The sequence below is a fragment of the Streptomyces sp. NPDC059866 genome (assembly GCF_042731325.1).
Lineage (GTDB): Bacteria > Actinomycetota > Actinomycetes > Streptomycetales > Streptomycetaceae > Streptomyces > Streptomyces flavusporus.
This window is the reverse complement of record NZ_JBHWJT010000025.1, coordinates 141,652-164,079: the sequence shown is the minus strand read 5'-3', so window position 1 is coordinate 164,079 and position 22,428 is coordinate 141,652. Positions and strand designations below refer to the sequence as shown.

Sequence of the window (22,428 nt, the reverse complement as noted above, 5' to 3'; positions counted from 1 at the left end):
AAACGACAGATGTATGGCAGAGCCGGTTTCGCCCTCCTCCGCAAACGCGTCCTCCTGGCCCAACGAAGTGACGTCCGGTCACCCCATCACGAAAATCTTGACTGAGCCTCTCGATGACGCCGCCGCGCGCCCGCACCTGGGGCTGGCGTGGGCACACCCCGGCGGTGCGGGTGCGGGGCCGGTCCTGGCGCCGCTGGTCGATCGCCGCCATGTGCTGCTACCGGCCGGGCGGATCCTCGCGGCTGATCTTCCGGTCGCGCCGACACCGCAAGCACCGGGGCGCCGGACGCAACAGCTTCACCTGGACCGACTACCGCGACCTGGTCGTGCGCGCCCACATCCAGCTCAAAGCCCCATCGTCCTGGTCTGGGACAATCTCAATACCCACGAGGCCGCTGGGATGCGCGAGTACGCCGCCGCACACGACTGGCTCACCATCGTGCAACTTCCCTCCTACGCACCGGATTTTAATCCCGTGGAGGGCGTCTGGTCGCTCTTACGACGCGGCCCGCTGGCCAACACCGCCTTCACCGACGACGACCACCTCGAACAAACTCTCCGCCGAGGCTTACGCCATATCCAACTACGGCCCGACCTCATCGACGGCTGCCTTGTCGGCACCGGACTGACCCTCCACCCGACAACAACCCGAAGAGCTCAGTAAGGGTAGTTCGTCAAATCCGGCAGTAGAGATCAATGCCGTGTCCGGTGGTGACTGCGGCGATCAGGGCCTGGAGTTCGACGGGCGGGTCTTTGTCCGTCCAGGCTCGTCACCAGCGGTTCAGGGTGGTGGCGGGGGTGAGCCAGGAACGGATGGCGCGTAAGGCCTTGGGCCAGCAGGGCAGTCGGGGCTGGGCCCCCTCTCTGGCCCGCTGTCGGGGCACGGGTCCGGCTCGGTGGCATCCAGTGGTCCGGGTGGGGCGAACCACTGGTCCCAGCAGAAGGAGAAGGCGCAGTTGACCAGGGTCTGATGGCGGCGGATGGCGCGGTCGGAGCTGACTTGGAAGTCGGCCCAGCCGAGTTCGTCCTTGATCTGCTTGTAGCTCTGCTCGATCCACGGCCGCAGACCGTAGAGACGGACGATCTCGGCGGGGTCGGCCGACGGGTGCGGGCTGGTGGCGGCGTGGGGTGCGTCGGGATGGGGCAGGTTGGTGGACAGGTACCAGGTGGCCTTCTCCGACAGGTCGGCCGGGCCGGTGGCGGCCACGATCAGGCGGCAGGGTGAGTCGGGGCCGTAGCCGCCCAGGCGGGCGTCAGCGGCCCACCAGGTCTCGGTGTGCCCGTCGCGGAAGTGACGCTCATCGGGTGTCCAGTCGCCGGGATGACCGGCATCCCGCCAGGTCAGGGCGTGGGCGGCATCGATGGGGGAGTGCGGCTGGTCGGCCGGGGCCCAGACACCGTTGCGCGGTTTGAGCGCCACCATGTAGGCCAGGTGGGCGTCACGCAGTGCGAGGTACCAGTCGTCGCTGACGGAGGTAGGCGCAGTCGGCGACCACCGCCCGGCAGCCGAAGCCCGCCTCCTTCGCCCGGGCCGCGAGGGCGGCGGCCGGCTGTGGTTTCGTGCGGAAGGCCGGGGCGGACCGGCCGCGGGCGAAGTGGTGGGCGGGGGTGTAGGGAGTCGCGTGCAGCGGGTAGTACACGCGGCCGTCGGTCCACACCGTGGTCACCGTGACGATGCCGTTGTCGGTTTGCCATGCCGGCCCAGCCACTGCCGGCCCACATGCGCGGTCGCCCGGCCGTCCTTGCGGTCCCCGGAATCGTCGAGCACATCACTCCGCCGTCGTGCGGCGCGGTCGCCCCTCCGCTCACGCAGCAGCTCAAGCCGCCGGTCGTTGACCTGCTCGGCGTCCCAGGTGGACTCGGACAGGAAGAACTGCAGCCGCTGCACCCCCGGTATCCCTGCGCCGGCCACCGGCTCCGCCCCCGCCAGGCAGGTGATCGTCTTGTTCCGTTCCCGCGGCACCAGCAGCCCCGGTCAGATACTCACGAAACCCTCGCCGCTGGGCCAGGCTGACGAAGAGGTCAGCGAACCGGGCCGCGTACTCCTTCAGCGGTCCCGGCGCAGGCGGACACGGACGACGGACGGTCATCTTCGGCTTTCAGTACGGAAGTTGACTCCCTACCACCGCCCTACGGCCAATCCGCCTTGCCGTCAACCTGCGCTACCGACGAGTTCAACGAACTACCGGTAATTATTGGCAATTACTTCACGAGCCAGCCGAAGTGACCGCTGCCAGGCGCTGCGAGCTTCATTCAGTGACTTTGATCGTGTATGAATCAGGCCAAGCTGATACTTGGTCTCCACGGCCTGCCACGTCTTCAAATAGTTGACCTCACGCTTGCACCGTATGTCGGCAAGTGCTGTTGCAACTTCGCGAGGGGAGGGCTTCTTCGAGTAGTCCGGTGCACCGCTTGGGAGCCACGCTGGATCGGCTGCGGCGGCATAAGGGTCTGGATAATCGTATCCAGATCTCTTCATGCACTTGCTCCATGAAGCGTTGGCTTCAATCGCGTGCTGATCGCGGTTAGTTGATTCCCATGCTTCAAGCGTCGATTTATCGGCCGGGGAAAGGCCTTCAGTTTTCTGGTTCAGACGCAGTTGAGCCAGTGCGCGTCCTCGGCAGCCTCCCTCGCTATCCGTCTTACTTCCATCGGAGGACTCCCCCGTATATGCAGCTATGGCCTTTCGGGTCATCTTTGATTTCCGCAGCTGCTCCGATTTCTCCCGCTGCAGAGCCTGTTCCCGAGAGACTCCCTTCGAGGGCGGGAGTTGGTAGCCGTACTCGCGAGCAGTGGCCTCATCGGATATGCCATATCGGCGCTCATTCGGCGAGTGGGGAGTTCCAATTATTGGCAAAGGAGCGGGCCAAGAAAGACCTTTGGGCTTCATGCACTTGCTCGCCAGGGCATAAATTGCTTGATCAATATCGTTCTGCTGACGTGTGTCGGGAACGTAGTTATCTAGTGGAAGTACGGGGACGGTGATGCCAGCGACAGACTTGGTCGGAAGTTTTTCGCTGCCGTGGTTGGTATGCACGCTCGACGGCGAGTCCTTGCCCTGGGAACTGCAGGCGGAAATGCACAGAGCGGTTCCCGCGAGGGAGATGGCGAGTCGGTGAAGAGGGAAGCGCCGCGGGTGCATGTGGCTCCGGTTCAGGTGATTCTGCTGAGGCTGCACGGTGGGTGCCGGCCGATACTCGGCACCCACCAATTTCCATTACGGGCAGGATACGTTGCTGGTAAAGCAGACCGAAGACCATCCCGTAATGAAACTCGAACTATTTCCTGCGGGAGTGGAGATGGAGGAACCCGTGTAGTTCTGGTTCGTGAACATCTTCACTGCAGTGTCGGGGTCTCTGTTCCAGGCGCTCTCGAATGTATTGTCGACCAGCCTGGAAGTGCCATAGTAGGTACTTCCCGTGAAGTCCGGCTTGCTGTAGAGGGTGTCGTACAGGGGCCCGATGATTTGCCCGCTGTTGTTAATGTCGTGTCCGGCCCCGGTTACGTTATCGTAGAGGCAGATCTCCCCTCCGTTGGAAGATTCACACGTGCCGTTGTACGAACCCGCGTAAGCAGGCGAACCGATTGCGATGACGCCCGCAATCATGGGGATGAGTGCTAGCGGTCGGAGCGATTTCTTCATGAACCCACCTCTCTCCACGGGGTCATTTACTTCTATGGCCCCCTGATTACTTCGATCGCCACTTTAGCCCGCAAGATCGCTCCATCAGAAGAGAGGGGAAGGTGACCTAAGTCACAGGGTGATTATGGTTAAATTGAGCAGAAGTGAATGAGCGGAGAATTCAAGCCTGCCGCTACGATTCCAATATTCTGAAGTGGTCTGGGTCGTTTTGACTCGTCAGCTCGTCGTGCCTACCGGTGGTTTGTTGACGTGGGTCAGTGGGCGCAGTAGAAGGACGAGTAGGGGTGGGTGTGATGACTGCTCGTCGTCCGTGTCCGCCGGCTCCGGGCCCATTGGAGCAGTACGCTGCCGGCTTGGACGATCTGTTCGACTCTCTGGCTCAGCGTCGGGGCTTTCGCCAGTACCTGACCGGGTTGCCGGCGCCGCGGGAGCCCAACAAGACGCTGACGTGTCTGGCTGGGGCCGAGCCGGTGACGGGAGCCCAGCATCCCGCGGTGCAGCGGCTGCAGTTCTTCCTCTCCGAATCCCCCTGGGAGCACGAGTGAATCAATGCCCGGCGTCTGGGGCGGCTACTGGGCGATGAGCGGACCACTCCGCATGCGGGCGGGGTGCTGGTCATCGACGATTCCGGCGATCGCAAAGACGGTGGGGCGACTGCGAACGTGGGCCGGCAGTGGCTGGGCCGATACGGCAAGACCGACAATGCCGTGGTCACGGTGACCACGCTGTGGGCGGACGAGAACCTCTACCATCCCCTGCACGCGGTGCCCTACACACCCGCCCACCACTTCGCCAAGGGCCGCACCGGTCCTGGCTTTCGCACCAAGTGGCGCATCGCCGCCCAACTGGCCCGGCAGGCCTGCGCGGCCGGGTTTCCCTTCCGGGCCGCGGTAGCCGACGGTGCCTACCGCGACGTGGACGACTTCCGCTGCGAACTGCACGCCGCCGACATACCGTTCGTGATGGCCGTCAGACGCCGCCGTGGCACCTGGGCTTACGGCAACCAGGCGCACACGCCTATCGACGCCGCCCGCGAGCTGGCCTGGCACGGCCCCGACCGGCCCGGTGAGTGGACACCGGTGACCCGCACCTTCCGCGACGGGCACACCGCCACGCGGTGGGCGGCCGATGCCACCTTGGGTTTCTGGGGACCGGACGCACTGAACCGGCTGGTGGTGGCCACCACCGACCCGGCGACGCTGCCGGACAAGAGCACCTGGTACCTGGTCACCGACCTGCCCCGCCTCGGCAGCACACGGGCCGACCAGTCGCCCTACCCGCCCGCCGACCTGGAGGAGGTCGTGCGGATCTACGGCATCCGTAACTGGATCGAGCAGAGCTACAAGCAGGTCAAGGACGAACTCGGGTGGGCCGACTTCCAGGTCCGCACCGACCGCGCCATTCGCCGACACCAGACCCTGGTCAACTGCGCGTTCTCCTTCTGCTGGGAAACCGGCCTGCCCCCGGCAGCCGCCAACCCACCGGGCACAGAGAGGGGGGACCTCAACACCCCAACCGGCCCGCTGGCCCCAGACTCTTCGCACAGTCCGCAGCTGGCTGACCCCCGCCATCATGCTGCAACGCTGGTGGAAAGCCTGGTCCAGCACGCCCCCACCCAGACAACTACAAGACCTGATCAACGCCGTCAGCCACGGCCAACAGCTCAACCCCTACCTGGTCCCGCCCTAACAAACCACCGGCAACAGCGCTTTGCCCCGCCGAGTTGAAACTCAGCGGGGCAAGGAAGAGCTTGATTGACCCGTCGGTTTGGGTTGGGAGTTCGTCAGGCGCTCGTGCCGCCTCCGCTGCCGCACCGGCGTTCACACGCTGGGCGGACTGGTTCACGAACTGCCGCAAAGCCTTCATGTTTCCGTCCAGCAGTTGCTCAGCCATCGGTTGAATCGACTTGCGCTACCCATCCAGCATCAGGCCGCCCAGGGAACACTCGCCCCACCGTCGCTGATCCCGCCGCGGCAGTGACGAGCACGGAGCCCCGGCCCCCCACGAGGGGGTGCCGGGGCTCTCGCCTTGCGTGGTGCGGAGTGTCAGTCGGAGTCTCCGCCTCCGAAGAGGCCGCCGTTGTTGTTATTGGCAGGGGCGGCGGTCAACAGCTGCACGGTGTCGCCCTTGTTCACAGGGCTGCCAGGGGTCGGCTGGCTTGTGACGACCGTCGCGTTCGGGTCGTTGGAGGACCCGGGCGCCAGCTGGACGGTGAGGCCCAGGCCGGACAGCTGCTGCTGCACGTCCTTGAGCTTCTTGCCGCCGATGTCTGCAGGAATCTGGACCTGCTCGGCCGCCTTGGCAAACTTCAATTCCACCGTGGAGCCCGGCTCGGCCTGGCTGTTCGGGCTGAGGGACTGGGAGAAGACCTTGCCAGCCTCGACCGTGGTGTTCTCCTCCTCTGTGCAATTGGCCTTCAGGTTACTGGCCTCCAACTGGGCCTTCGCCTCGTCACAGGTGAGGTTGCCGCCGGAGACGTTCGGAACGGTGACCAGTTCCTTCTCCTTGGCGATCTCAAGTTTGACTGTCTCGCCCTTTTCCAGCTCGGTGCCCGGATCTGGATCCTGGCTGAGGACGGTGCCGGGTTCCTGGGACGACTCCGTCTGCTTGGTCGCGACCTTGAAGCCCTTGTCCTCGAGCTGCTGCGTGGCTGTGTCGATGTCCTTGTCGATCACATTCGGCACCGCCACCTTCGGCGCCCCCGTCGACACCACGACGTTGATCGAGGTGCCCTTGTCGACCGTGGCGCCGTCCTTCGGGTCCTGGGAGCAGACGTTGCCCTTCTTCTGGTCCTCGCAGGGCCGCTTGCTGACCGACAGCTCCAGATCGGAGTTGGTCGCCTGCCTCTGCGCGTCCTCCTGCGTCAGCCCCACGAAGTTCGGCACAGGCACCGTGTCGTTCCCGACACCCCCGCCACCGAAGGCCCACCGCCCGATCAGGATCGCGCCGACCAGGACCAGCACGGCCGCGACGACCAACAGGATCGTGGAGGTGTTGGACTTCTTCTGGCGGCGCCGGTCGGGGCGGTCGTCGTAGCCGAAGCTGCCGTCGTCCGGGTTGGTCGGGGGGAGGAGGGTGGTGGCGCCGGCGTGGCCGTCGGAGCGCAGGGCGGTGGTGGGCTGGTCGTCGGGGTAGCCGCCGTAGCCGACCGAGCTCATGGCTGCCGTGGCCGCGACCGGTTGGCCGTCGAGGCAGGCCTCGATGTCGGCGCGCATTTCGTCGGCGGACTGGTAGCGGTAGTTCGGGTCCTTGACCAGTGCCTTCAGGACGATGGCGTCCATCTCGGGCGTGATCTCGGGGTCGAAGACCGAGGGGGGCTGGGCCTCCTCGCGGACGTGCTGGTAGGCCACCGCGACCGGGGAGTCGCCGACGAAAGGCGGGCGGACGGTCAGCAGCTCGTAGAGCAGACAGCCGGTCGAGTACAGGTCGGATCGCGCGTCGACCTGCTCGCCCTTTGCCTGCTCCGGGGAGAGGTACTGGGCGGTGCCGATGACGGCCGCGGTCTGGGTCATCGTCATGCCGGAGTCGCCCATGGCGCGGGCGATGCCGAAGTCCATCACCTTGACCTGGCCGTTGCGCGTCAGCATGACGTTGGCCGGCTTGATGTCGCGGTGGACGATGCCGTTGCGGTGGGCGTACTCCAGGCCCTGGAGGATGCCGATGGTCATTTCCATGGCGCGCTCCGGCAGCAGCTTGCGGCCGCTGTGGAGGAGCTCACGGAGGGTGGAGCCGTCGACGTACTCCATGACGATGTACGGGATCGAGACCCCGTCGATGTAGTCCTCGCCCGTGTCGTAGACCGCCACGATTGCGGGGTGGTTGAGCGAGGCGGCCGACTGGGCCTCCCGGCGGAAGCGGGCCTGGAACGACGGGTCGCGTGCGAGGTCAGCGCGCAGCGTCTTCACCGCCACGGTGCGGCCGAGGCGGGTGTCATGCGCGAGGTATACCTCCGCCATGCCACCACGGCCGAGCACCTGGCCCAGCTCGTACCGGCCGCCGAGGCGACGCGGCTCTTCCATAAGCTACCTACCAGCCCTCTCCGTCGGTCCCGACCGGCACGTCGTGCGGCCGGAGGCTGCCGTCCGGGCCTACCGTACCCGGCTCAATTTGTGTGACCTGGCCAAGCCCGTCAGCCGATACAGGACCGGTATCGCAACGTGCACCGATGTGAAGGTGACGTGACGGGTCTCTCACTGCTTGCTCTTGATGACCGCCTCCATCACGCTCTTGGCGATGGGCGCCGCGAGGCCGCCACCCGAGATGTCGCCGCGGTCGGCGGCTTCGTCCTCGACCACCACGGCCACGGCGACCGGTGAGCTGCCGTCGTCGAGCTTGGCGTAGGAGATGAACCAGGCGTACGGCTTCTCACTGTTGTCGACGCCGTGCTGGGCGGTACCGGTCTTGCCGCCCACGGTGACGCCGTCGATCTGTGCGTTGGTTCCCGTGCCCTTGCTGACGACCGTCTCCATCATCGACTGCAGGACCTGGGCGTTCTCCGAGGAGAGGGGCTTGCTGAGCTCCTCGGGGTCGGTCTGCTCGATGGTGTCGACGGTGGATGCCTGGAGCCTGTCGACCATGTACGGCTTCATCAGCGTGCCGTCGTTGGCGACGGCCGAGGCGACCATGGCCATCTGCAGCGGAGTCGCGGCGGTGTTGAACTGGCCGATCGACGACAGCGCGGTCTGCGACTCGTTCATGTCGTCGGAGAAGACGGACGCGGTGGAGCGGACCGGCGTGTACTGCTCGGAGGTGAAGCCGAACTTCTTCGCCGTCTCGAGCATCTTGTCGTTGCCGAGGTCGGAGCCGACCTTGCCGAAGACGGTGTTGCAGGAGTACTGCAGGGCGACCCGCAGGGTCGCGTTCTCGCAGGGGATGTTCCCCTCGTTCTTCAGCGGCGTGGTGGTGCCGGGCATGGTCCACGGCAGCGGCGTCTTGGTGGCCGCGTCGGCGTCCGTGTACAGGCCGTGCTCCAGGGCCGCGGCCGCGGTGACGACCTTGAAGGTGGAGCCCGGCGGGTAGGTCTCGCGCAGCGCCCGGTTGAGCATCGGGTCGTCGGGGTTGTTCTCCTTCTGGAGCTTCTGCCAGGCCTTGGTGTCCGTCGTCGTGGAGTTGCCCGCGAAGGTCGACGGGTCGTACGACGGGTAGGAGGCCAGCGCCAGAATCTTGCCCGTGGACGGCTCGATGGCGGCGACGGCGCCCTTGCCACGCTTGGCCAGCCCCTCGTACGCGGCTTTCTGCGCGGCGGTGTTGAGGGTGGTGACGACGTTGCCGCCCTGCTGTTCCTTGCCGGTGATCATGTCGAGGGTGTTGCGGAAGAAGAGCCGGTCGTCGTTGCCGGTGAGGATGTCGTCCTCGACGCTCTCCAACTGGTTGGCGCCGAAGGCCTGGGAGGCGTATCCGGTCACCGGCGCCCACATCGGGCCGTCCGTGTAGGTGCGCTTGTACTGGAAGTCGCTGCCCGAGGTCTCCTTCGACCCGGTGATCGGCTTTCCGTCGACGATGATGTCGCCGCGCGGCTGGGCGTAGCGCTCGATGGCGATACGGCGGTTGCGTTCGTTGTTCTGCAGCGCGTCGGCCTCGACGTACTGGAGCCAGTTGTCGCGGATCAGCAGGGTCAGGATGAGGAGGCCGCAGAAGATTGCGATCCGGCGCAGGGGCTTGTTCACGGGCGGACCACCTGGGTCATCTCGGCGTCGGGGTTGGTCGGCGGGGTCGGGGCCGGGCGGCGCGCGGTGTCGCTGATGCGCAGCAGGATGCCGATGAGGGCCCAGTTGGCGATCACGGCGGAGCCGCCGGAGGCCAGGAACGGCATGGTCATACCGGTCAGGGGGATGAGCCCCATCACACCGCCGGCGACCACGAAGACCTGGAGGGCGAAGGCGCCGGACAGGCCGACCGCGAACAGCTTGCCGAACGGGTCGCGGGCGGCCAGCGAGGTCCGTACACCGCGTTCGATGATCAGTGCGTAGAGCAGGAGCATCGCCATGACGCCCGCCAGGCCCAGCTCCTCGCCGAAGGTCGAGAAGATGAAGTCGGAGTTGGCGGCGAAGCCGATCAGGTCGGAGTGGCCCTGGCCCAGCCCGGTGCCGAGGACGCCGCCGGAGCCGAACGACATGATCGACTGGCCGATCTGCTCGCAGGCGCCGGACGTCTGGTAGCAGCCGAAGGGGTCGAGCCAGGCGTCGACGCGGGCCTGCACATGGCTGGCGAACGAGGCGACGCCCACCGCGCCGGCGGCCGACATCAGCAGGCCGATCACGATCCAGCTGGTTCGCTCGGTGGCGACGTACAGCATGATCACGAACATGCCGAAGAACAGCAGCGACGTACCGAGGTCGTTCTCGAAGATCAGGACGAGCAGGCTGACGGCCCAGATCGTGATGATCGGGCCGAGGTCGCGGCCGCGCGGCAGGTACAGGCCCATGAAGCGGCGGCTGGCGAGCGCCAGCGCGTCGCGCTTGACCATGAGGTAGCCGGAGAAGAAGACCGCGATGACGATCTTCGCGAACTCGCCTGGCTGGATGGAGAATCCGGCGACGCTGATCCAGATCTTGGCGCCGAACACGTCGGCACCGAGGCCGGGTACGAGCGGCAGCAGGAGGAGGACCAGGGCGGCGACCATGGAGATGTAGGTGTAGCGCTGCAGGATGCGGTGGTCCTTGAGGAAGACGAGCACCGCGACGAACAGCGCCACTCCGATCGCCGAGTACAGCAGCTGCTTGGGCGCCGATGGGCTGAAGGCCCCGTACTGGATCTCGGCCAGGTTCTGCAGCCGTTCCGACTGGTCGAGGCGCCAGATCACGACCAGGCCCAGCCCGTTCAGCAGCGTCGCGAGCGGCAGCAGCAGCGGGTCGGCGTACGGCGCGAACTTCCGGACGACCAGATGGCCGACGCCTGCGAGCAGGCCGACTCCCAGGCCGTAGCCGAGCAGACCGGCGGGCAGGGTGCCGTCGATGGCGAGTCCCACGTTGGCGTAGGCGAAGACCGGGATGAGGACGGCGAACACCAGGAGTCCGAGCTCGGTGTTGCGCCGGCTCGGTGTGCCGATCGAGCCGATCGTGGAGGTGTGCTGTGTCGACGTGTTGGTAGTACTGCTCATCGTGTGACGGGGCCTCTCACGGCTTGCCTACTGCTTACCGCACAGCGAGACGACCTTCTGCTCTTCCTCCGAGAGGCTGGGGCCGGGGCTGGGAGTGGCGGTCGCGGACGGGGTCGGGGTCTGGGTCGGTGTTCCGGAAACCGAGGGACTCGGCGTGGCCTTGGACGTGAGGGAGGTACGAGTGGTTCCCGTGGTACCGCCGGCCTCGCCCTGGCCGGTCTGCGCGTTGTTCTCGGCCTCGGCGGTGCGCCGGTCCGCTTCCTTCTTGCATGCGGAGGCCTGCACGGCCAGCTCGTCGATCTTGGCCTGGGCGTTCTTCAGGCCGCCTTCGGCCATGGTGGCCTTGACCAGCTTCTGCTGGTACGGCGGCAGGTACTTGAGTTCGATCTCGGGGTGGTCCTTCTCGACCTTCGACAACGAGACCCAGGCGAGGTCCTGGCTGATGCCCCGGTAGAGGGCGACGTGTTCGCCGTTGGTGCCGACGTAGTACTGCGTCTGTGTCCAGCGGTAGCCGCCGTAGAGTCCGCCGCCGAGCACGGCCAGGGCGAGTGCCCCGTAGACGGATCTCTTCAGCCATTTACGGCCGGACCGGGGTTTGACGAAGTCGTCGTCGCCGTAGGCGCCGAAGCCGCTGGTCGGGATGTAGCCGGTGGTGTCGCCGGAGCCGGGCGGGCCGAACTCGCCGCCACCGCCGCCCTGTCCGGGGATCTGGCGGCCGAGGCCGGAGGCGCGGCCGGCCGGGGTCTGCATGATGCCGTTGTCGTTCAGGTGGTTCTGGTTCTCGGCGACGGCGCCGACCACGACCGGGGTGTCGGACAGCTGCCCGGCGAGGGTGTCGCCGGTGTCGAGGTCGAGGACGTCGGCGACGATGACGGTGATGTTGTCGGGGCCGCCGCCGCGCAGCGCGAGCTCGATCAGCTGCTGGACGGTCTCCTGGGGGCCCTGGTAGCTGGCGAGGGTGTCTTCCATCGTCTGGTGGGAGACGACTCCGGACAGTCCGTCGGAGCAGATCAGGTAGCGGTCGCCGGCCCGGACCTCACGGATGGACAGGTCGGGTTCGACGTGGTCGCCGCTGCCGAGCGCGCGCATCAGGAGCGAGCGCTGCGGGTGCGTGGTCGCCTCCTCCTCCGTGATGCGGCCTTCGTCGACGAGTCGCTGCACCCAGGTGTGGTCCTGGGTGATCTGGGTGAGGACACCGTCGCGGAGCAGGTACGCGCGTGAGTCGCCGACGTGGACGAGGCCGAGGCGCTGGCCGGTCCACAGCAGGGCGGTGAGCGTGGTGCCCATGCCTTCCAGGGACGGGTCTTCCTCGACCATCTGCCGCAGCTGGTCGTTGGCCCGCTGGACGGCGGCGCCGAGGGAGGTGAGCACATCGGAGCCGGGGACGTCGTCGTCGAGCTGGACGATGGTGGAGATCGCCTCGGAGGAGGCGACCTCGCCGGCCGCGGCGCCGCCCATGCCGTCGGCGATGGCGAGCAGGCGTGGGCCGGCGTATCCGGAGTCCTCGTTGCCTTCCCGGATCATGCCTTTGTGCGAACCGGCGGCGAAGCGCAGTGACAGACTCATGCGCACCTCGCCCGTCGGCTCCGGGTACAGCCGATCGTGTCGAGCCACACTGCCCACCCTCCGGTCGGGAGCGCGCCGGGGCCCCGGGTGTGGACCGCCGCTGCGTGCTCGCTCCGCTCGCTCATTGTCGTACTACTTCCGCAGCTCGATGACGGTCTTGCCGATGCGGATCGGTGCGCCGGGCGCGATCGGCGTGGGGGTCGTGAGGCGGCTCCGGTCGAGATACGTGCCGTTGGTGGACCCGAGGTCCTCCACGATCCACTGGCCGTCCCGGTCGGGGTAGATCCTGGCATGCCGGCTGGAGGCGTAGTCGTCGTCCAGCACGATCGTGCTGTCGTGTGCCCGGCCCAGGGTGATGGTCTGTCCCTGGAGCGCGACGGTCGTGCCGGTGAGTGTGCCTTCGGTCACGACCAGTTTCGTCGGGGCGTTACGGCGCTGGCGGCCCTGGGCGGGCTGCTGGCGTTGTTGCGGGGGTGCCTGGCGGCCGGCCGGCTGTGGCCGGCCGGCCTCCCGGCGGGACCCGCGCTGGGTGACCCGCGTCCCGAACAGGTCGCTGCGGATGACCTGCACGGCCATGATCACGAACAGCCACAGTACGGCCAGGAAACCCAGCCGCATGACCGTGAGGGTCAGCTCTGACATTGCCCCCGGATCACCCTTCGGCTTGCCTATAGATAACGGTGGTGCTGCCCACGACGATTCGCGAGCCGTCGCGGAGCGTAGCGCGGGTGGTGTGCTGCCCGTCCACCACGATGCCGTTGGTGGACCCGAGATCCTGGATCGTCGAGGGCGTTCCGGTCCGGATCTCACAGTGCCGGCGCGATACGCCGGGGTCGTCGATCCGCACGTCGGCTTCGGTGCTGCGGCCCATCACCAGGGTCGGGCGGGAGATCTGATGGCGGGTGCCGTTGATCTCGATCCAGTACCTGGTGCGCGTGCCCGGCGCGGCGCCGGGGCGCTGTGCGGCGGGCTGGGTCGGCTGCGGGTAACCGTAGCCGCCGGGGCGGGCGCCGGGTGGTGGCGCGGCGGGCATGGGGGGAGCGCCGGCGGGCTGCGCGGGGCTGCCCGGCTGCGGGTAGCCGTAGCCGCCGGGGCGGGCGCCGCCGGCGGCGGGGCCGCGGTTCGGGGCCTCCTGGCTGCTGGAGGAGGCGAGCGTACGGCTGCGCACCCGGTACAGGCCGGTGTCGAGGTCGTCCGCCTTCTCCAGGTGGACCTTGATCGGTCCCATGAAGGTGTAGCGCTGCTGCTTGGCGTAGTCGCGGACCATGCCGGCGAGTTCGTCGCCGAGCTGGCCGGAGTACGGGCTGAGGCGCTCGAAGTCGGGGGCGCTCAGTTCCACGATGAAGTCGTTGGGGACGACCGTCCGGTCGCGGTTCCAGATGGTCGCGTTGTTGTCGCACTCGCGCTGGAGCGCGCCGGCGATCTCCACGGGCTGGACCTCGGACTTGAACACCTTGGCGAAGGTGCCGTTGACCAGACCTTCGAGACGCTGCTCGAACTTCTTCAGGACTCCCATGGGGCACCTCCTCCGTTGTTGCTGTCCTGTGTACTGCAGGTACTGCCGGTACTGCTGGTTCCGGCGGTACTGCCGTCCGTGCTGCTTACCCGGTACTGCTTACTGATCGTATCCACGCGCCGGTGAATCGGGTGGTTCCCCCTGTCAGCCCGGTCGACGGGTGTCGACGCCTGACGAAGTTCCCTTCGGCGCTCCCCTTCGAACTCCATGGATCGTAGAGGGGGCCGCAAACAAGTGTCCCGCACCGGACTGTGGACTCCGCCCCTCTCCTGGGCAGACGGGCCGGACCGGTACGAGGTTGATACGGACGGAGGGCCGTCGATGCTGACGGAGGGCTCACGGGGACTGGCGGGGGCTGACGGGGACTGGCGGGGGCTGACGGGGACTGGCGGGGGCTGACGGGGACTGCTCCTGCCCCGAACAAAGGGATGTGAACCCACCCCGTCCAGCGTGCTAATGTTCTGGGTGTCGGAGGGCGCCGAACCCAAGGGAAAGCAGCCCGAGGACACACCCAATGCGCGGGTGGCGGAATAGGCAGACGCGCTGGATTCAGGTTCCAGTGCCCGCAAGGGCGTGGGGGTTCAACTCCCCCCTCGCGCACCAGACCGATGAACGGGTCTCTGCAGTGACGGAAGTCACGGCAGGGGCCCGTTTCTCGTTGTGCCGTGCGGTGTGAGGCGATGCACAGCCCGGGGGACGTATGCGGTGGGCTCCGCCCGTGAGCTATCTCACGGCGGGGTGTGTCCACAGGTGAGGAGTTGTCCACAGGGTCTGACGGGATTCGGCGGCCGGTTGTACGGTCGGCACGAGTTGATGTTCGTGCGAGTCGCGGGGGAGGCGGTCGTGGTGACCGAGGTCGGGGCGCAGGAGGCGGGTTCCGGGACGGTGCGGATTCCGCGAGTGCGGGGCTTTGCCGAGTGGCCGCTCGGGAGGGCTTCGGTCTCCGGGCCGGCCAAGGCGTCGCCCAAGGAGGAGGGCAAGGCCCTGCGGGAGCGGGTTCCGCGGCGTACGCACGCCTCCCTCGATGCCGACGGCTCCCGGCCCGACGCGGTGACCGCGGTCGAGGAGTCGAGCCGTGGCCGCATCCCCGGGCTCACGCCGATACGGATCGGCAGGATGGCGGCCACCCCCTTCGCCTTCCTGCGCGGTTCGGCGGGCCTCATGGCGTACGACCTGGCCCGCACCCCCATGACCAGGATCCGCGCCCAGATCTGCGGCGATGCGCACGCGGCGAACTTCGGCCTGTACGGCGACGCCCGTGGCGGCCTGGTCATCGATCTGAACGACTTCGACGAGACGGTCGACGGCCCCTGGGAATGGGACCTCAAGCGGCTGGCCGCCTCCCTGGTGCTCGCGGGCCGGGAGGCGGGTGCCGACGAGGACACGTGCCGGGCGGCGGCGCACGACACGGTGGGCGCGTACCGCCGCACCATGCGGCTGCTCGCCAGGCTCCCGGCGCTGGACGCGTGGAACGCCATCGCGGACGAGGAGCTCGTCTCCCACACCGACGCCCATGACCTGCTCGGCACTCTGGAGCGGGTCAGCGAGAAGGCGCGGGCCAACACCAGCGGACGTTTCGCCGCCCGATCGACGGAGCCGACCGAGGACGGCGGCCGCCGCTTCGTCGACGCCCCGCCGGTGCTGCGTCGCGTCCCGGACGCGGAGGCGGCGACCGTGGCGGCCTCTCTGGAGCAGTACCTGACGACCCTCTCCGAGGACCGCCTCCCGCTGCTGGCCCGCCATGCGGTGCACGACGTGGCGTTCCGCGTCGTCGGCACGGGCAGTGTGGGCATGCGGTCGTACGTCGTGCTGCTGCTGGACCACCGGGGCGAGGCGCTGATACTCCAGGTGAAGGAGGCCCGCGCCTCGGCTCTGCTGCCCCATCTGCTGACCGCCGGCTTCGACGCCCCGCCCGTCGACCACGAGGGCCGCCGGGTCGTCCTCGGCCAGAAGCGCATGCAGGTCGTCAGTGACATCCTGCTCGGCTGGACGACCGTCGACGGCCGCCCGTTCCAGGTCCGCCAGTTCCGTAACCGCAAGGGCAGCGTCGACCCTGCCGCCCTGTCCACCGACCAGCTCGACGACTACGCCCGCATGACGGGCGCGCTTCTCGCCCGCGCCCACTCCCACAGCGCCGATCCCCGCCTGGTCGCCGGCTACTGCGGCAAGAACGAGGAGCTCGACGAGGCGATGGCCACGTTCGCCGTCGCCTACGCCGACCGTACGGAGGCGGACCATGCGGCGCTGGTGTCGGCGGTGCGGGCCGGGCGGGTCGCGGCTGAGCTGGGCGTATGAGGGTGAGTCTCCGGGGCCGGTCCGCCCGTGGCCTACGCTGGTCGGGTGACGACCCCGGATGCTGAGCAGGGTGGTGTCGCCGGTGATGCGCAGGCGACGCCCGAGGACGGCGCGCCCCGGCCCGAGGAGCGGCTGGAGCGGGCGGTACGGGCGGCCGAGCAGGCGCTGATCGAGTACGAGATCGCGGTCGAGACCTTCCGGGTCGAGATCGAGAACTTCTCCCGGCTGCATCACCAGAAGCTCGGCCCGATGTACGCCCGTCTCGAGGAGCTGGACGCGCAGATCGCCGAGGCCAGGGCCGCACAGAGCGGTGATCCTGAGGACCTGCGCCGTGCGCAGGAGCTGCGGGCCCGGGTGCTGCCGATGCCCTCCGTGGAGGAGCTGTTCCACGGCTGGATGGACGGCGACGGCCTGTTCCCGGAGGCCGTGGCGATGCTCACGGACCAGCCCGTGCGGCCCCCGCAGCGGGTGCGGCCCAGCGAGGAGGCCCGCAAGCTCTACCGTGAGCTGGCTCGCAAGGCCCACCCCGACCTGGCGCAGGAGGAGGGTGAGCGCAAGCGGCGTGAGGAGTTCATCACCCGCGTCAACACCGCCTACGCCCGTGGCGACGAGGCGCTGCTGCGGGAGCTGTCCGAGGAGTGGGCCGCCGGGCCGGTGCCCGAGGAGCGGCGTCCGAGCCCCAGCGAGGAGTTGTACGCCCGCCTGGAGTGGCTGGCCCAGCGCAAGGAACTGCTCACCGTCGTCGCCCGGGAACTGGAGGAGGGCGCCATCGGTTCCATGCTCCGGTTGGCGCCGGACGACCCGGACCGTCTCCTCGAGGAGATCGCCGAGCAACTGCTGGCGGACGTCGCGGCACGCGAGGCGGAGCTGGCGGCGCTGACCGGGCAGGCGTGAGCGGTGCATACCGGGCGGGCGTGAGCGGTGCCTGCCCGGCGGGCGTGAGGCGTCCGGCCTGCCGGTCCTGAGCGGTGCCGACCTGTCGGGCCTGAACGCCCGGTGTTGCGTCGGGTAGCGTCGGGAGTATGAATTTCGGAGCCGGTGTTCCCACGGTCGAGGTCACGGACCTCAAGGACGACGACTTCCTGCTGGACGTCCGCGAGGACGACGAGTGGCAGGCGGGTCACGCCGAAGGGGCGCTGCACATTCCCATCAGCGAGTTCGTGGCGCGCTACGGCGAGCTGACCGAGGCCGCCCCGCAGGACGGCCGGGTGCATGTGATCTGCCGCTCCGGCGGGCGTTCGGCCCAGGTCACGATGTACCTCGTCCAGCAGGGCATCGACGCCGTGAACGTCGACGGCGGTATGCAGGTGTGGGCGGCCGCCGGCCGTCCCGTGGTGACCGACGCGGGTGAACCGGGGCACGTCCTCTAGTAGCCCCCGGGGTCCCGGGGCGTCAGGCCGGCGGATGGGCTGCCAGCAGGTCGCCCAGTGCCTCCTCGTGCGCCGCGGCCGGGCCGAGCGACAGTTCCAGGTGCTTGGCCCAGGCGTGGTACCGGTGCAACGGGTAGTCGACGTCGGCGCCGAACCCCCCGTGCAGGTGCTGCGCCGTCTGCACGACCCGGCGTACGCCGTCCGCCGCCCAGATCTTGGCGACCGCGACGTCCCCGGAGGCGGGCAGCGCACCCTGGGCACCCGAGGCGATGCGCCATGCGGCCTGCCACAGGGTGGCCTCCATGGCGCGCAGATCGATGTACCGGTCGGCGGCCTGCACGGCGACGGCCTGGAAGGTGGCGATCGGGAACCCGAACTGCTCCCGCTTGCTCGCATACTCGCTGGTCATCCTCAGCACCCGCTCCCCGAGCCCGAGCGCCAGCGCGCACGTCCCGGTGGCCAGCAGCTCACGCAGCCACTCCCAGGCGCCGTCGGCCGTGATGACGTACCGCTCCGGAATCCGCACGGACTCCAGCCGCAGCTCGCCGAGCCGCTCGCCGGTGGTGGAGACCTGCTCGGCGAGAACCGCCCCTTCGTGACCGCGGGGCACCACGGCGAGGATGCTGCGGTCGGCACCGGTGTGTGCCGGGACGAGCGTGAAGTCGGCGTCGTATGCCCAGGGCACCGCCGTCTGCACCCCGTCGAGGATCCAGTCGGCCCCGTCCGGCCCGTCCTGCCGTGCGCTGACGGCACGTTCGGCGGAATCATGGCCCCCGGTACGGCCCTCGCCGGCGACGGTCAGCACGGTCTCACCGCGCCCCGCCCTCGCGAGCACGGCCGACTTCAACTCCTCTCCGCCGTAGGCCTGTACGGCCGCCAGGGCCGCGCTGCTCTCCAGCAGCGGCACCCGCGCCAGCACCTTCGCCGACTCGCGCAGCACCAGGCACAACGCGATGGCGTCGAGGCCCGCCCCGCCGTACTCCGGGTCGAGGAGCAGGCCCAGCAGGTCGGCGTCGGCGAGCCTGGCCCACAGCGCCCGGTCGAAGTCGTCGGCCACGGCGCCGGTGGTGAGCGCCGGGCTCGGCACGGCGTCCGGCGCGACGTCGGCGAAGACGCCCCGCGCCGCCTCGGCTGCCGCCTGCTGCTCCTCGGTGAAGGTGAAGTCCACGGTCCCTGTCCTCCCGGGCGGCTCCGCTGATCTGACGGAGCGTCAAGATAGAACAGGTTCTAGAAGAAGGGAATGACGGGGACGCCGGTACCGCTCACCGTGCGCCCGGCGCTCTCAACGGTCGAAGTCCAGCTCCACCCGCTCCGTCACCGGATGCGACTGGCAGGCCAGCACATACCCGGCTTCCGTCTCCTCCCTCTCCAGCGCGAAGTTGCGGTCCATGCGCACCTCGCCGGAGACCAGAAACGCCCGGCAGGTGCCGCACACCCCGCCCTTGCAGGCGTAGGGAGCGTCGGGCCGGTTGCGCAGCACCGCCTCCAGGAGCGACTCGCCGTCCTGCACGGGCCAGGTCCCGCCGCGGCCGTCGAGCCGAGCGGTCACCGTGCTGTGCGCGGGCGCGGGAACACTCGGTGCGGCGGGCGCTCCGGCGTCCACGTGGAAGATCTCCTCGTGGATCCTGCTGCGCGGTACGTCCAGCCCGCGCAGTGCCCGCTCGGCCTCCTGCACCAGCCCGAACGGCCCGCACAGGAACCACCCGGCGACCTCCGTCACCGGCAGCAGCGCCGGAAGCAGACCCGTCAGCCGCTCCCGGTCGAGCCGCCCGGAGGGCAGTCCGGCCTGCTGTTCCTCCCGCGAGAGCACCGTCACCAGCTGGAGGCGTTCCGGGTAGCGGTCCTTGAGGTCGGCGACCTCCTCCAGGAACATCGTCGAGGCGGACGTCCGGTCGCTGCGTATGAGGCAGAAACGGGCCTGCGGCTCGCGTGCCAGCAGCGTCGAGACGATCGACAGCACCGGTGTGATCCCGCTGCCGCCGACGATCGCGGCGTACAGACCGGGCGCGGGATCGAGGGTGAAGCGCCCTGCCGGTGTCATCACCTCCAGCTCGTCACCGACGTTGATCTCCTTCAGCGCGTACGTCGAGAAGGCCCCGCCCTCGACGAGCCGCACCCCCACCCGCAGGGTGCGCGGCCCTTCGCCGTTCTCCGGAGCCGGGGAGCAGATCGAGTACGTCCGCCGGATCTCGACCCCGTCGACCACGCGCCGCAGGGCGAGGTGCTGCCCGGCGGCGTGCCGGTACTCCGTGCGCAGTTCCTCGGGGACCGCGAGCGTGACGGCGACGGAGTCGTCGGTGAGCCGGTCGACCGCGGTCACCGGGAGTGTGTGGAAGCGGGCCATCACAACTCCTTGAAGTGGTCGAACGGTTCACGGCAGGCCAGACAGCGCCGCAGCGCCTTGCACGCGGTGGAGGAGAAACGGCTGAGCAGCTCGGTGTCGGCGGATCCGCAGTGCGGGCAGCGGACGGGCTCTGTCTCCTCGGTGAGCGTGCGCGTCGGCCCCAACTCCAGCGCCACCGGCCCGGAATCCCGCCGCACGCGCGGCGGCGCGATCCCGAACTCCCTGAGTTTGCGGCGCCCTTCGGGCGTGATGTCGTCCGTGGACCAGGCCGGTGTGAGCACCGTGCGGACGGTCACGTCCCGTATGCCGTGCTCGTGCAGCGCCCGTTCTATGTCCACGCTCATCGCCTCGAGGGCGGGGCAGCCGGTGTACGTCGGGGTCAGCTCGACCTCGACCGCGTCTGCGTCGCGCAGGTGCACCGCGCGCAGGACGCCCAGTTCCTGCAGGGTGAGCACGGGCAGCTCGGGGTCGGGCACCGAGCCCGCCACTCGCAGCAGCTCCGCCTCCAGAGTCGTCGTACCGGTCACCATGTCGCCCCCGGGTGGCTGCGGTGCAGATGCTGCATCTCGGCGAGCATGCGCCCGAACGGCTCGGTGTGCAGGCCCTGCCGGCCGGCGCCTGCCGTCCAGGCCCCGGACTGCGGTCCCTCGGGGAGCGTGAGGGTCGCGCGGCGCAGGACGTCTCCGACCGACTCCAGCCAGTCCGCCTGCAACTTCTCCCCCTCGACGTCCAGGCCTTCCACCGGCTGGAACATCTCGCCGGTGAACCGCCACAGCGCCGCGCACGCCCGCTGCATCCGCTCATGGCTCACCTCGGTGCCGTCGCCGAGGCGCACGGTCCACTGCTCGGCGTGGTCGCGGTGATAGGCGACCTCCTTGACGGCCTTCGCGGCAAGGGGGGCGAAGGGGCCGTCTGCGGCGGCCAGCCGGGCGTACAGCAGGTGCTGGTAGGTGGAGAAGAACAGCTGGCGGGCGATGGTGTGGGCGAAGTCGCCGTTCGGCTGTTCCACCAGCTGGAGGTTGCGGAAGGCGCGCTCCTCGCGCAGGTACGCCAGCTCGTCCTCGTCGCCGGCCAGTGAGAGCAGCACACGGGCCTGGCCGAGCAGGTCCAGCGCGATGTTGGCCAGGGCGACTTCCTCCTCCAGCACGGGGGCGCGGCCGGCCCACTCGCCCAGGCGGTGGGAGAGCACCAGCGCGTCGTCGCCCAGGGCGAGGGCGGCGGTGGTGGGGACGGTGGTCGTCACAGGTGCTTCACCCCCTCCGGGATCTCGTAGAACGTCGGGTGCCGGTAGGGCTTGTCGGCCGACGGTTCGAAGAAGGGGTCCTTCTCGTCGGGCGAGGACGCCGTGATGGCGGACGAGGGGACGACCCAGATCGAGACGCCCTCGCCGCGCCGGGTGTACAGGTCGCGCGCGTTGCGCAGGGCGAACTCCGCGTCCGGGGCGTGCAGGCTGCCGGCATGGGTGTGGGACAGGCCGCGGCGTGAGCGCACGAAGACCTCCCACAGCGGCCAGTCGGTGTTCGTCATGCTCGCGTCGCTCCCGTCGTCTGCGTGGTACGCGGGCCCCGGGCGGCATGCTTGGCCGCGTGGGCCGCGGCCGCCTCCCGCACCCAGGCGCCCTCGTCGTGTGCCTGCCTGCGCTGCGTCATCCGCTGCTCGTTGCACGGGCCGTTGCCCTTGAGGACCTCCCAGAACTCCGTCCAGTCGATCGGGCCGAAGTCGTGGTGCCCGCGCTCCTTGTTCCACCTCAGGTCCGGATCCGGGAGGGTGAGGCCCAAGGACTCGGCCTGCGGGACACAGATGTCGACGAAGCGCTGGCGCAGCTCGTCGTTCGAGTGGCGCTTGATCTTCCAGGCCATCGACTGGGCCGAGTGCTGGGACTCGTCGTCGGGCGGGCCGAACATCATCAGGGACGGCCACCACCAGCGGTCCACCGCGTCCTGCGCCATCGCGTGCTGCTCGGGGGTGCCGCGGCTGAGGGCGAGCAGCAGCTCGTAGCCCTGGCGCTGGTGGAAGGACTCCTCCTTGCAGATACGGACCATCGCGCGGGCGTACGGGCCGTAGGAGCAGCGGCACAGCGGTACCTGGTTGGTGATCGCGGCGCCGTCCACCAGCCAGCCGATCGCGCCGACGTCCGCCCAGGTCAGCGTGGGGTAGTTGAAGATCGAGGAGTACTTCTGGCGGCCGCTGTGCAGCTTGTCCAGCAGTTCCTCGCGGCTGGTGCCGAGCGTTTCGGCCGCGCTGTACAGGTACAGCCCGTGGCCCGCCTCGTCCTGGACCTTGGCCATCAGGATGGCCTTGCGGCGCAGCGAGGGCGCGCGCGTGATCCAGTTCGCCTCCGGCTGCATGCCGATGATCTCGGAGTGGGCGTGCTGGGCGATCTGCCGGACCAGTGTCGCGCGGTACGCGTCGGGCATCCAGTCACGCGGCTCGATGCGCTCGTCGGCGGCCACGGCGGCGTCGAAGGCGCGCTCGTACGCATCGGTGGCGCCGTCGTCGGTGCCGTATGCCGCTGTGCGGTCCGTCTCGTGCGCGGCTGCTGTCGCCATGAGGCCCCCTCGACCTTGGGCTCTGCCCGGAGCTGCTCCCGACCGA

The 22,428-nt window shown here is 68.8% G+C and carries 22 protein-coding genes, 1 tRNA gene and 2 pseudogenes; 7 read left to right on the top strand and 18 right to left on the bottom strand.

The annotated features are described in order from the left end of the window. The first annotated feature begins 113 nt into the window (after positions 1–113). Positions 114–664, top strand: a pseudogene (locus tag ACFV7R_RS33680) (transposase). A 117-nt stretch (positions 665–781) separates the two neighbouring features. On the opposite strand, the gene ACFV7R_RS33675 reads toward ACFV7R_RS33680, so the two are convergent. The 5 genes from ACFV7R_RS33675 to ACFV7R_RS33655 all read right to left on the bottom strand — a co-directional run bounded on the left by ACFV7R_RS33675 (position 782) and on the right by ACFV7R_RS33655 (position 3,643). Further along, the gene (locus tag ACFV7R_RS33675) at positions 782–1,423 is read right to left on the bottom strand and encodes a hypothetical protein (RefSeq protein WP_385270238.1); all 642 of its coding nucleotides are present in this window, start codon (positions 1,421–1,423) and stop codon (positions 782–784) included. Between the two features lie 16 nt (positions 1,424–1,439). Then, positions 1,440–1,667, bottom strand: coding sequence for a hypothetical protein (locus tag ACFV7R_RS33670; RefSeq protein ID WP_385270236.1), 228 nt, complete (start codon positions 1,665–1,667; stop codon positions 1,440–1,442). Beyond that, entirely contained in the window at positions 1,664–1,963 is a 300-nt protein-coding gene (locus ACFV7R_RS33665) for a transposase (RefSeq protein WP_385270234.1), read from the bottom strand. Before ACFV7R_RS33665 ends, ACFV7R_RS33670 begins: the two co-directional genes overlap by 4 nt. A 219-nt stretch (positions 1,964–2,182) precedes the next feature. Further along, positions 2,183–3,037, bottom strand: a complete 855-nt coding sequence (locus ACFV7R_RS33660) for a hypothetical protein (protein WP_385270232.1) — start codon at positions 3,035–3,037, stop codon at positions 2,183–2,185. 180 nt (positions 3,038–3,217) lie between these two features. After that, positions 3,218–3,643, bottom strand: coding sequence for a peptidase inhibitor family I36 protein (locus ACFV7R_RS33655; RefSeq protein ID WP_385270230.1), 426 nt, complete (start codon positions 3,641–3,643; stop codon positions 3,218–3,220). A gap of 353 nt (positions 3,644–3,996) precedes the next feature. On the opposite strand from ACFV7R_RS33655, the gene ACFV7R_RS33650 reads away from it, so the two are divergent. Both ACFV7R_RS33650 and ACFV7R_RS33645 read left to right on the top strand, forming a co-directional pair. Continuing rightward, entirely contained in the window at positions 3,997–4,188 is a 192-nt protein-coding gene (locus ACFV7R_RS33650; RefSeq protein ID WP_385270228.1) for a hypothetical protein, read from the top strand. After that, a complete protein-coding gene (locus ACFV7R_RS33645) occupies positions 4,189–5,370 on the top strand; it encodes a transposase (protein ID WP_385270250.1) in 1,182 nt (393 codons plus the stop codon). Positions 5,371–5,476: 106 nt separating this feature from the next. Here the strand turns inward: ACFV7R_RS33645 and ACFV7R_RS33640 are convergent. The 7 genes and pseudogenes from ACFV7R_RS33640 to ACFV7R_RS33610 form a co-directional block, all read right to left on the bottom strand. Beyond that, positions 5,477–5,620, bottom strand: a pseudogene (locus tag ACFV7R_RS33640) (transposase); the annotation flags it as partial. Positions 5,621–5,688: 68 nt separating this feature from the next. Then, positions 5,689–7,662, bottom strand: coding sequence for a Stk1 family PASTA domain-containing Ser/Thr kinase (pknB, locus tag ACFV7R_RS33635; RefSeq protein WP_385270226.1), 1,974 nt, complete (start codon positions 7,660–7,662; stop codon positions 5,689–5,691). Positions 7,663–7,833: 171 nt separating this feature from the next. Beyond that, the gene (locus ACFV7R_RS33630; protein WP_385270224.1) at positions 7,834–9,309 is read right to left on the bottom strand and encodes a peptidoglycan D,D-transpeptidase FtsI family protein; all 1,476 of its coding nucleotides are present in this window, start codon (positions 9,307–9,309) and stop codon (positions 7,834–7,836) included. Next, the gene (locus ACFV7R_RS33625) at positions 9,306–10,742 is read right to left on the bottom strand and encodes an FtsW/RodA/SpoVE family cell cycle protein (RefSeq protein WP_385270222.1); all 1,437 of its coding nucleotides are present in this window, start codon (positions 10,740–10,742) and stop codon (positions 9,306–9,308) included. Before ACFV7R_RS33625 ends, ACFV7R_RS33630 begins: the two co-directional genes overlap by 4 nt. Positions 10,743–10,769: 27 nt before the next feature. Next, positions 10,770–12,308, bottom strand: a complete 1,539-nt coding sequence (locus ACFV7R_RS33620) for a Stp1/IreP family PP2C-type Ser/Thr phosphatase (RefSeq protein WP_385270248.1) — start codon at positions 12,306–12,308, stop codon at positions 10,770–10,772. 132 nt (positions 12,309–12,440) lie between these two features. Beyond that, positions 12,441–12,950: an FHA domain-containing protein gene (locus ACFV7R_RS33615; protein WP_129798875.1), complete on the bottom strand. Its 510-nt coding sequence runs from the start codon at positions 12,948–12,950 to the stop codon at positions 12,441–12,443. 10 nt (positions 12,951–12,960) lie between these two features. After that, positions 12,961–13,824 (bottom strand): FhaA domain-containing protein, encoded by an 864-nt coding sequence (locus tag ACFV7R_RS33610; RefSeq protein WP_385270220.1) that lies wholly within the window; start codon positions 13,822–13,824, stop codon positions 12,961–12,963. A 516-nt stretch (positions 13,825–14,340) separates the two neighbouring features. On the opposite strand from ACFV7R_RS33610, the gene ACFV7R_RS33605 reads away from it, so the two are divergent. The 4 genes from ACFV7R_RS33605 (at position 14,341) to ACFV7R_RS33590 (ending at position 17,489) form a co-directional block, all read left to right on the top strand. After that, positions 14,341–14,427: transfer RNA gene (locus tag ACFV7R_RS33605), tRNA-Leu, on the top strand. Between the two features lie 210 nt (positions 14,428–14,637). After that, positions 14,638–16,119 carry a DUF2252 domain-containing protein gene (locus ACFV7R_RS33600; protein WP_385270218.1) on the top strand — a complete coding sequence of 494 codons (1,482 nt, stop codon included), beginning with the start codon at positions 14,638–14,640 and terminating at the stop codon, positions 16,117–16,119. A gap of 45 nt (positions 16,120–16,164) precedes the next feature. Continuing rightward, a complete protein-coding gene (locus ACFV7R_RS33595) occupies positions 16,165–17,013 on the top strand; it encodes a hypothetical protein (RefSeq protein ID WP_385270216.1) in 849 nt (282 codons plus the stop codon). Positions 17,014–17,141: 128 nt separating this feature from the next. Continuing rightward, complete coding sequence (locus ACFV7R_RS33590; protein WP_129798878.1) at positions 17,142–17,489, top strand: rhodanese-like domain-containing protein; 348 nt, start codon at positions 17,142–17,144, stop codon at positions 17,487–17,489. 22 nt (positions 17,490–17,511) lie between these two features. Here the strand turns inward: ACFV7R_RS33590 and ACFV7R_RS33585 are convergent, their stop codons facing one another. From ACFV7R_RS33585 to paaA, 6 genes are all read right to left on the bottom strand, one after another. Beyond that, positions 17,512–18,657, bottom strand: a complete 1,146-nt coding sequence (locus tag ACFV7R_RS33585; RefSeq protein ID WP_385270214.1) for an acyl-CoA dehydrogenase family protein — start codon at positions 18,655–18,657, stop codon at positions 17,512–17,514. 114 nt (positions 18,658–18,771) lie between these two features. After that, entirely contained in the window at positions 18,772–19,833 is a 1,062-nt protein-coding gene (locus ACFV7R_RS33580; protein ID WP_385270212.1) for a 2Fe-2S iron-sulfur cluster-binding protein, read from the bottom strand. Next, positions 19,833–20,363, bottom strand: a complete 531-nt coding sequence (gene paaD / locus ACFV7R_RS33575) for a 1,2-phenylacetyl-CoA epoxidase subunit PaaD (RefSeq protein ID WP_129798881.1) — start codon at positions 20,361–20,363, stop codon at positions 19,833–19,835. Before paaD ends, ACFV7R_RS33580 begins: the two co-directional genes overlap by 1 nt. Beyond that, positions 20,357–21,076, bottom strand: a complete 720-nt coding sequence (gene paaC, locus ACFV7R_RS33570; RefSeq protein ID WP_385270209.1) for a 1,2-phenylacetyl-CoA epoxidase subunit PaaC — start codon at positions 21,074–21,076, stop codon at positions 20,357–20,359. Before paaC ends, paaD begins: the two co-directional genes overlap by 7 nt. Further along, a complete protein-coding gene (gene paaB, locus ACFV7R_RS33565) occupies positions 21,073–21,360 on the bottom strand; it encodes a 1,2-phenylacetyl-CoA epoxidase subunit PaaB (RefSeq protein WP_054242083.1) in 288 nt (95 codons plus the stop codon). Before paaB ends, paaC begins: the two co-directional genes overlap by 4 nt. Next, positions 21,357–22,382: a 1,2-phenylacetyl-CoA epoxidase subunit PaaA gene (gene paaA, locus ACFV7R_RS33560; protein WP_385270207.1), complete on the bottom strand. Its 1,026-nt coding sequence runs from the start codon at positions 22,380–22,382 to the stop codon at positions 21,357–21,359. The genes paaB and paaA overlap by 4 nt, the downstream gene beginning before the upstream one ends. Positions 22,383–22,428: the final 46 nt, after the last annotated feature.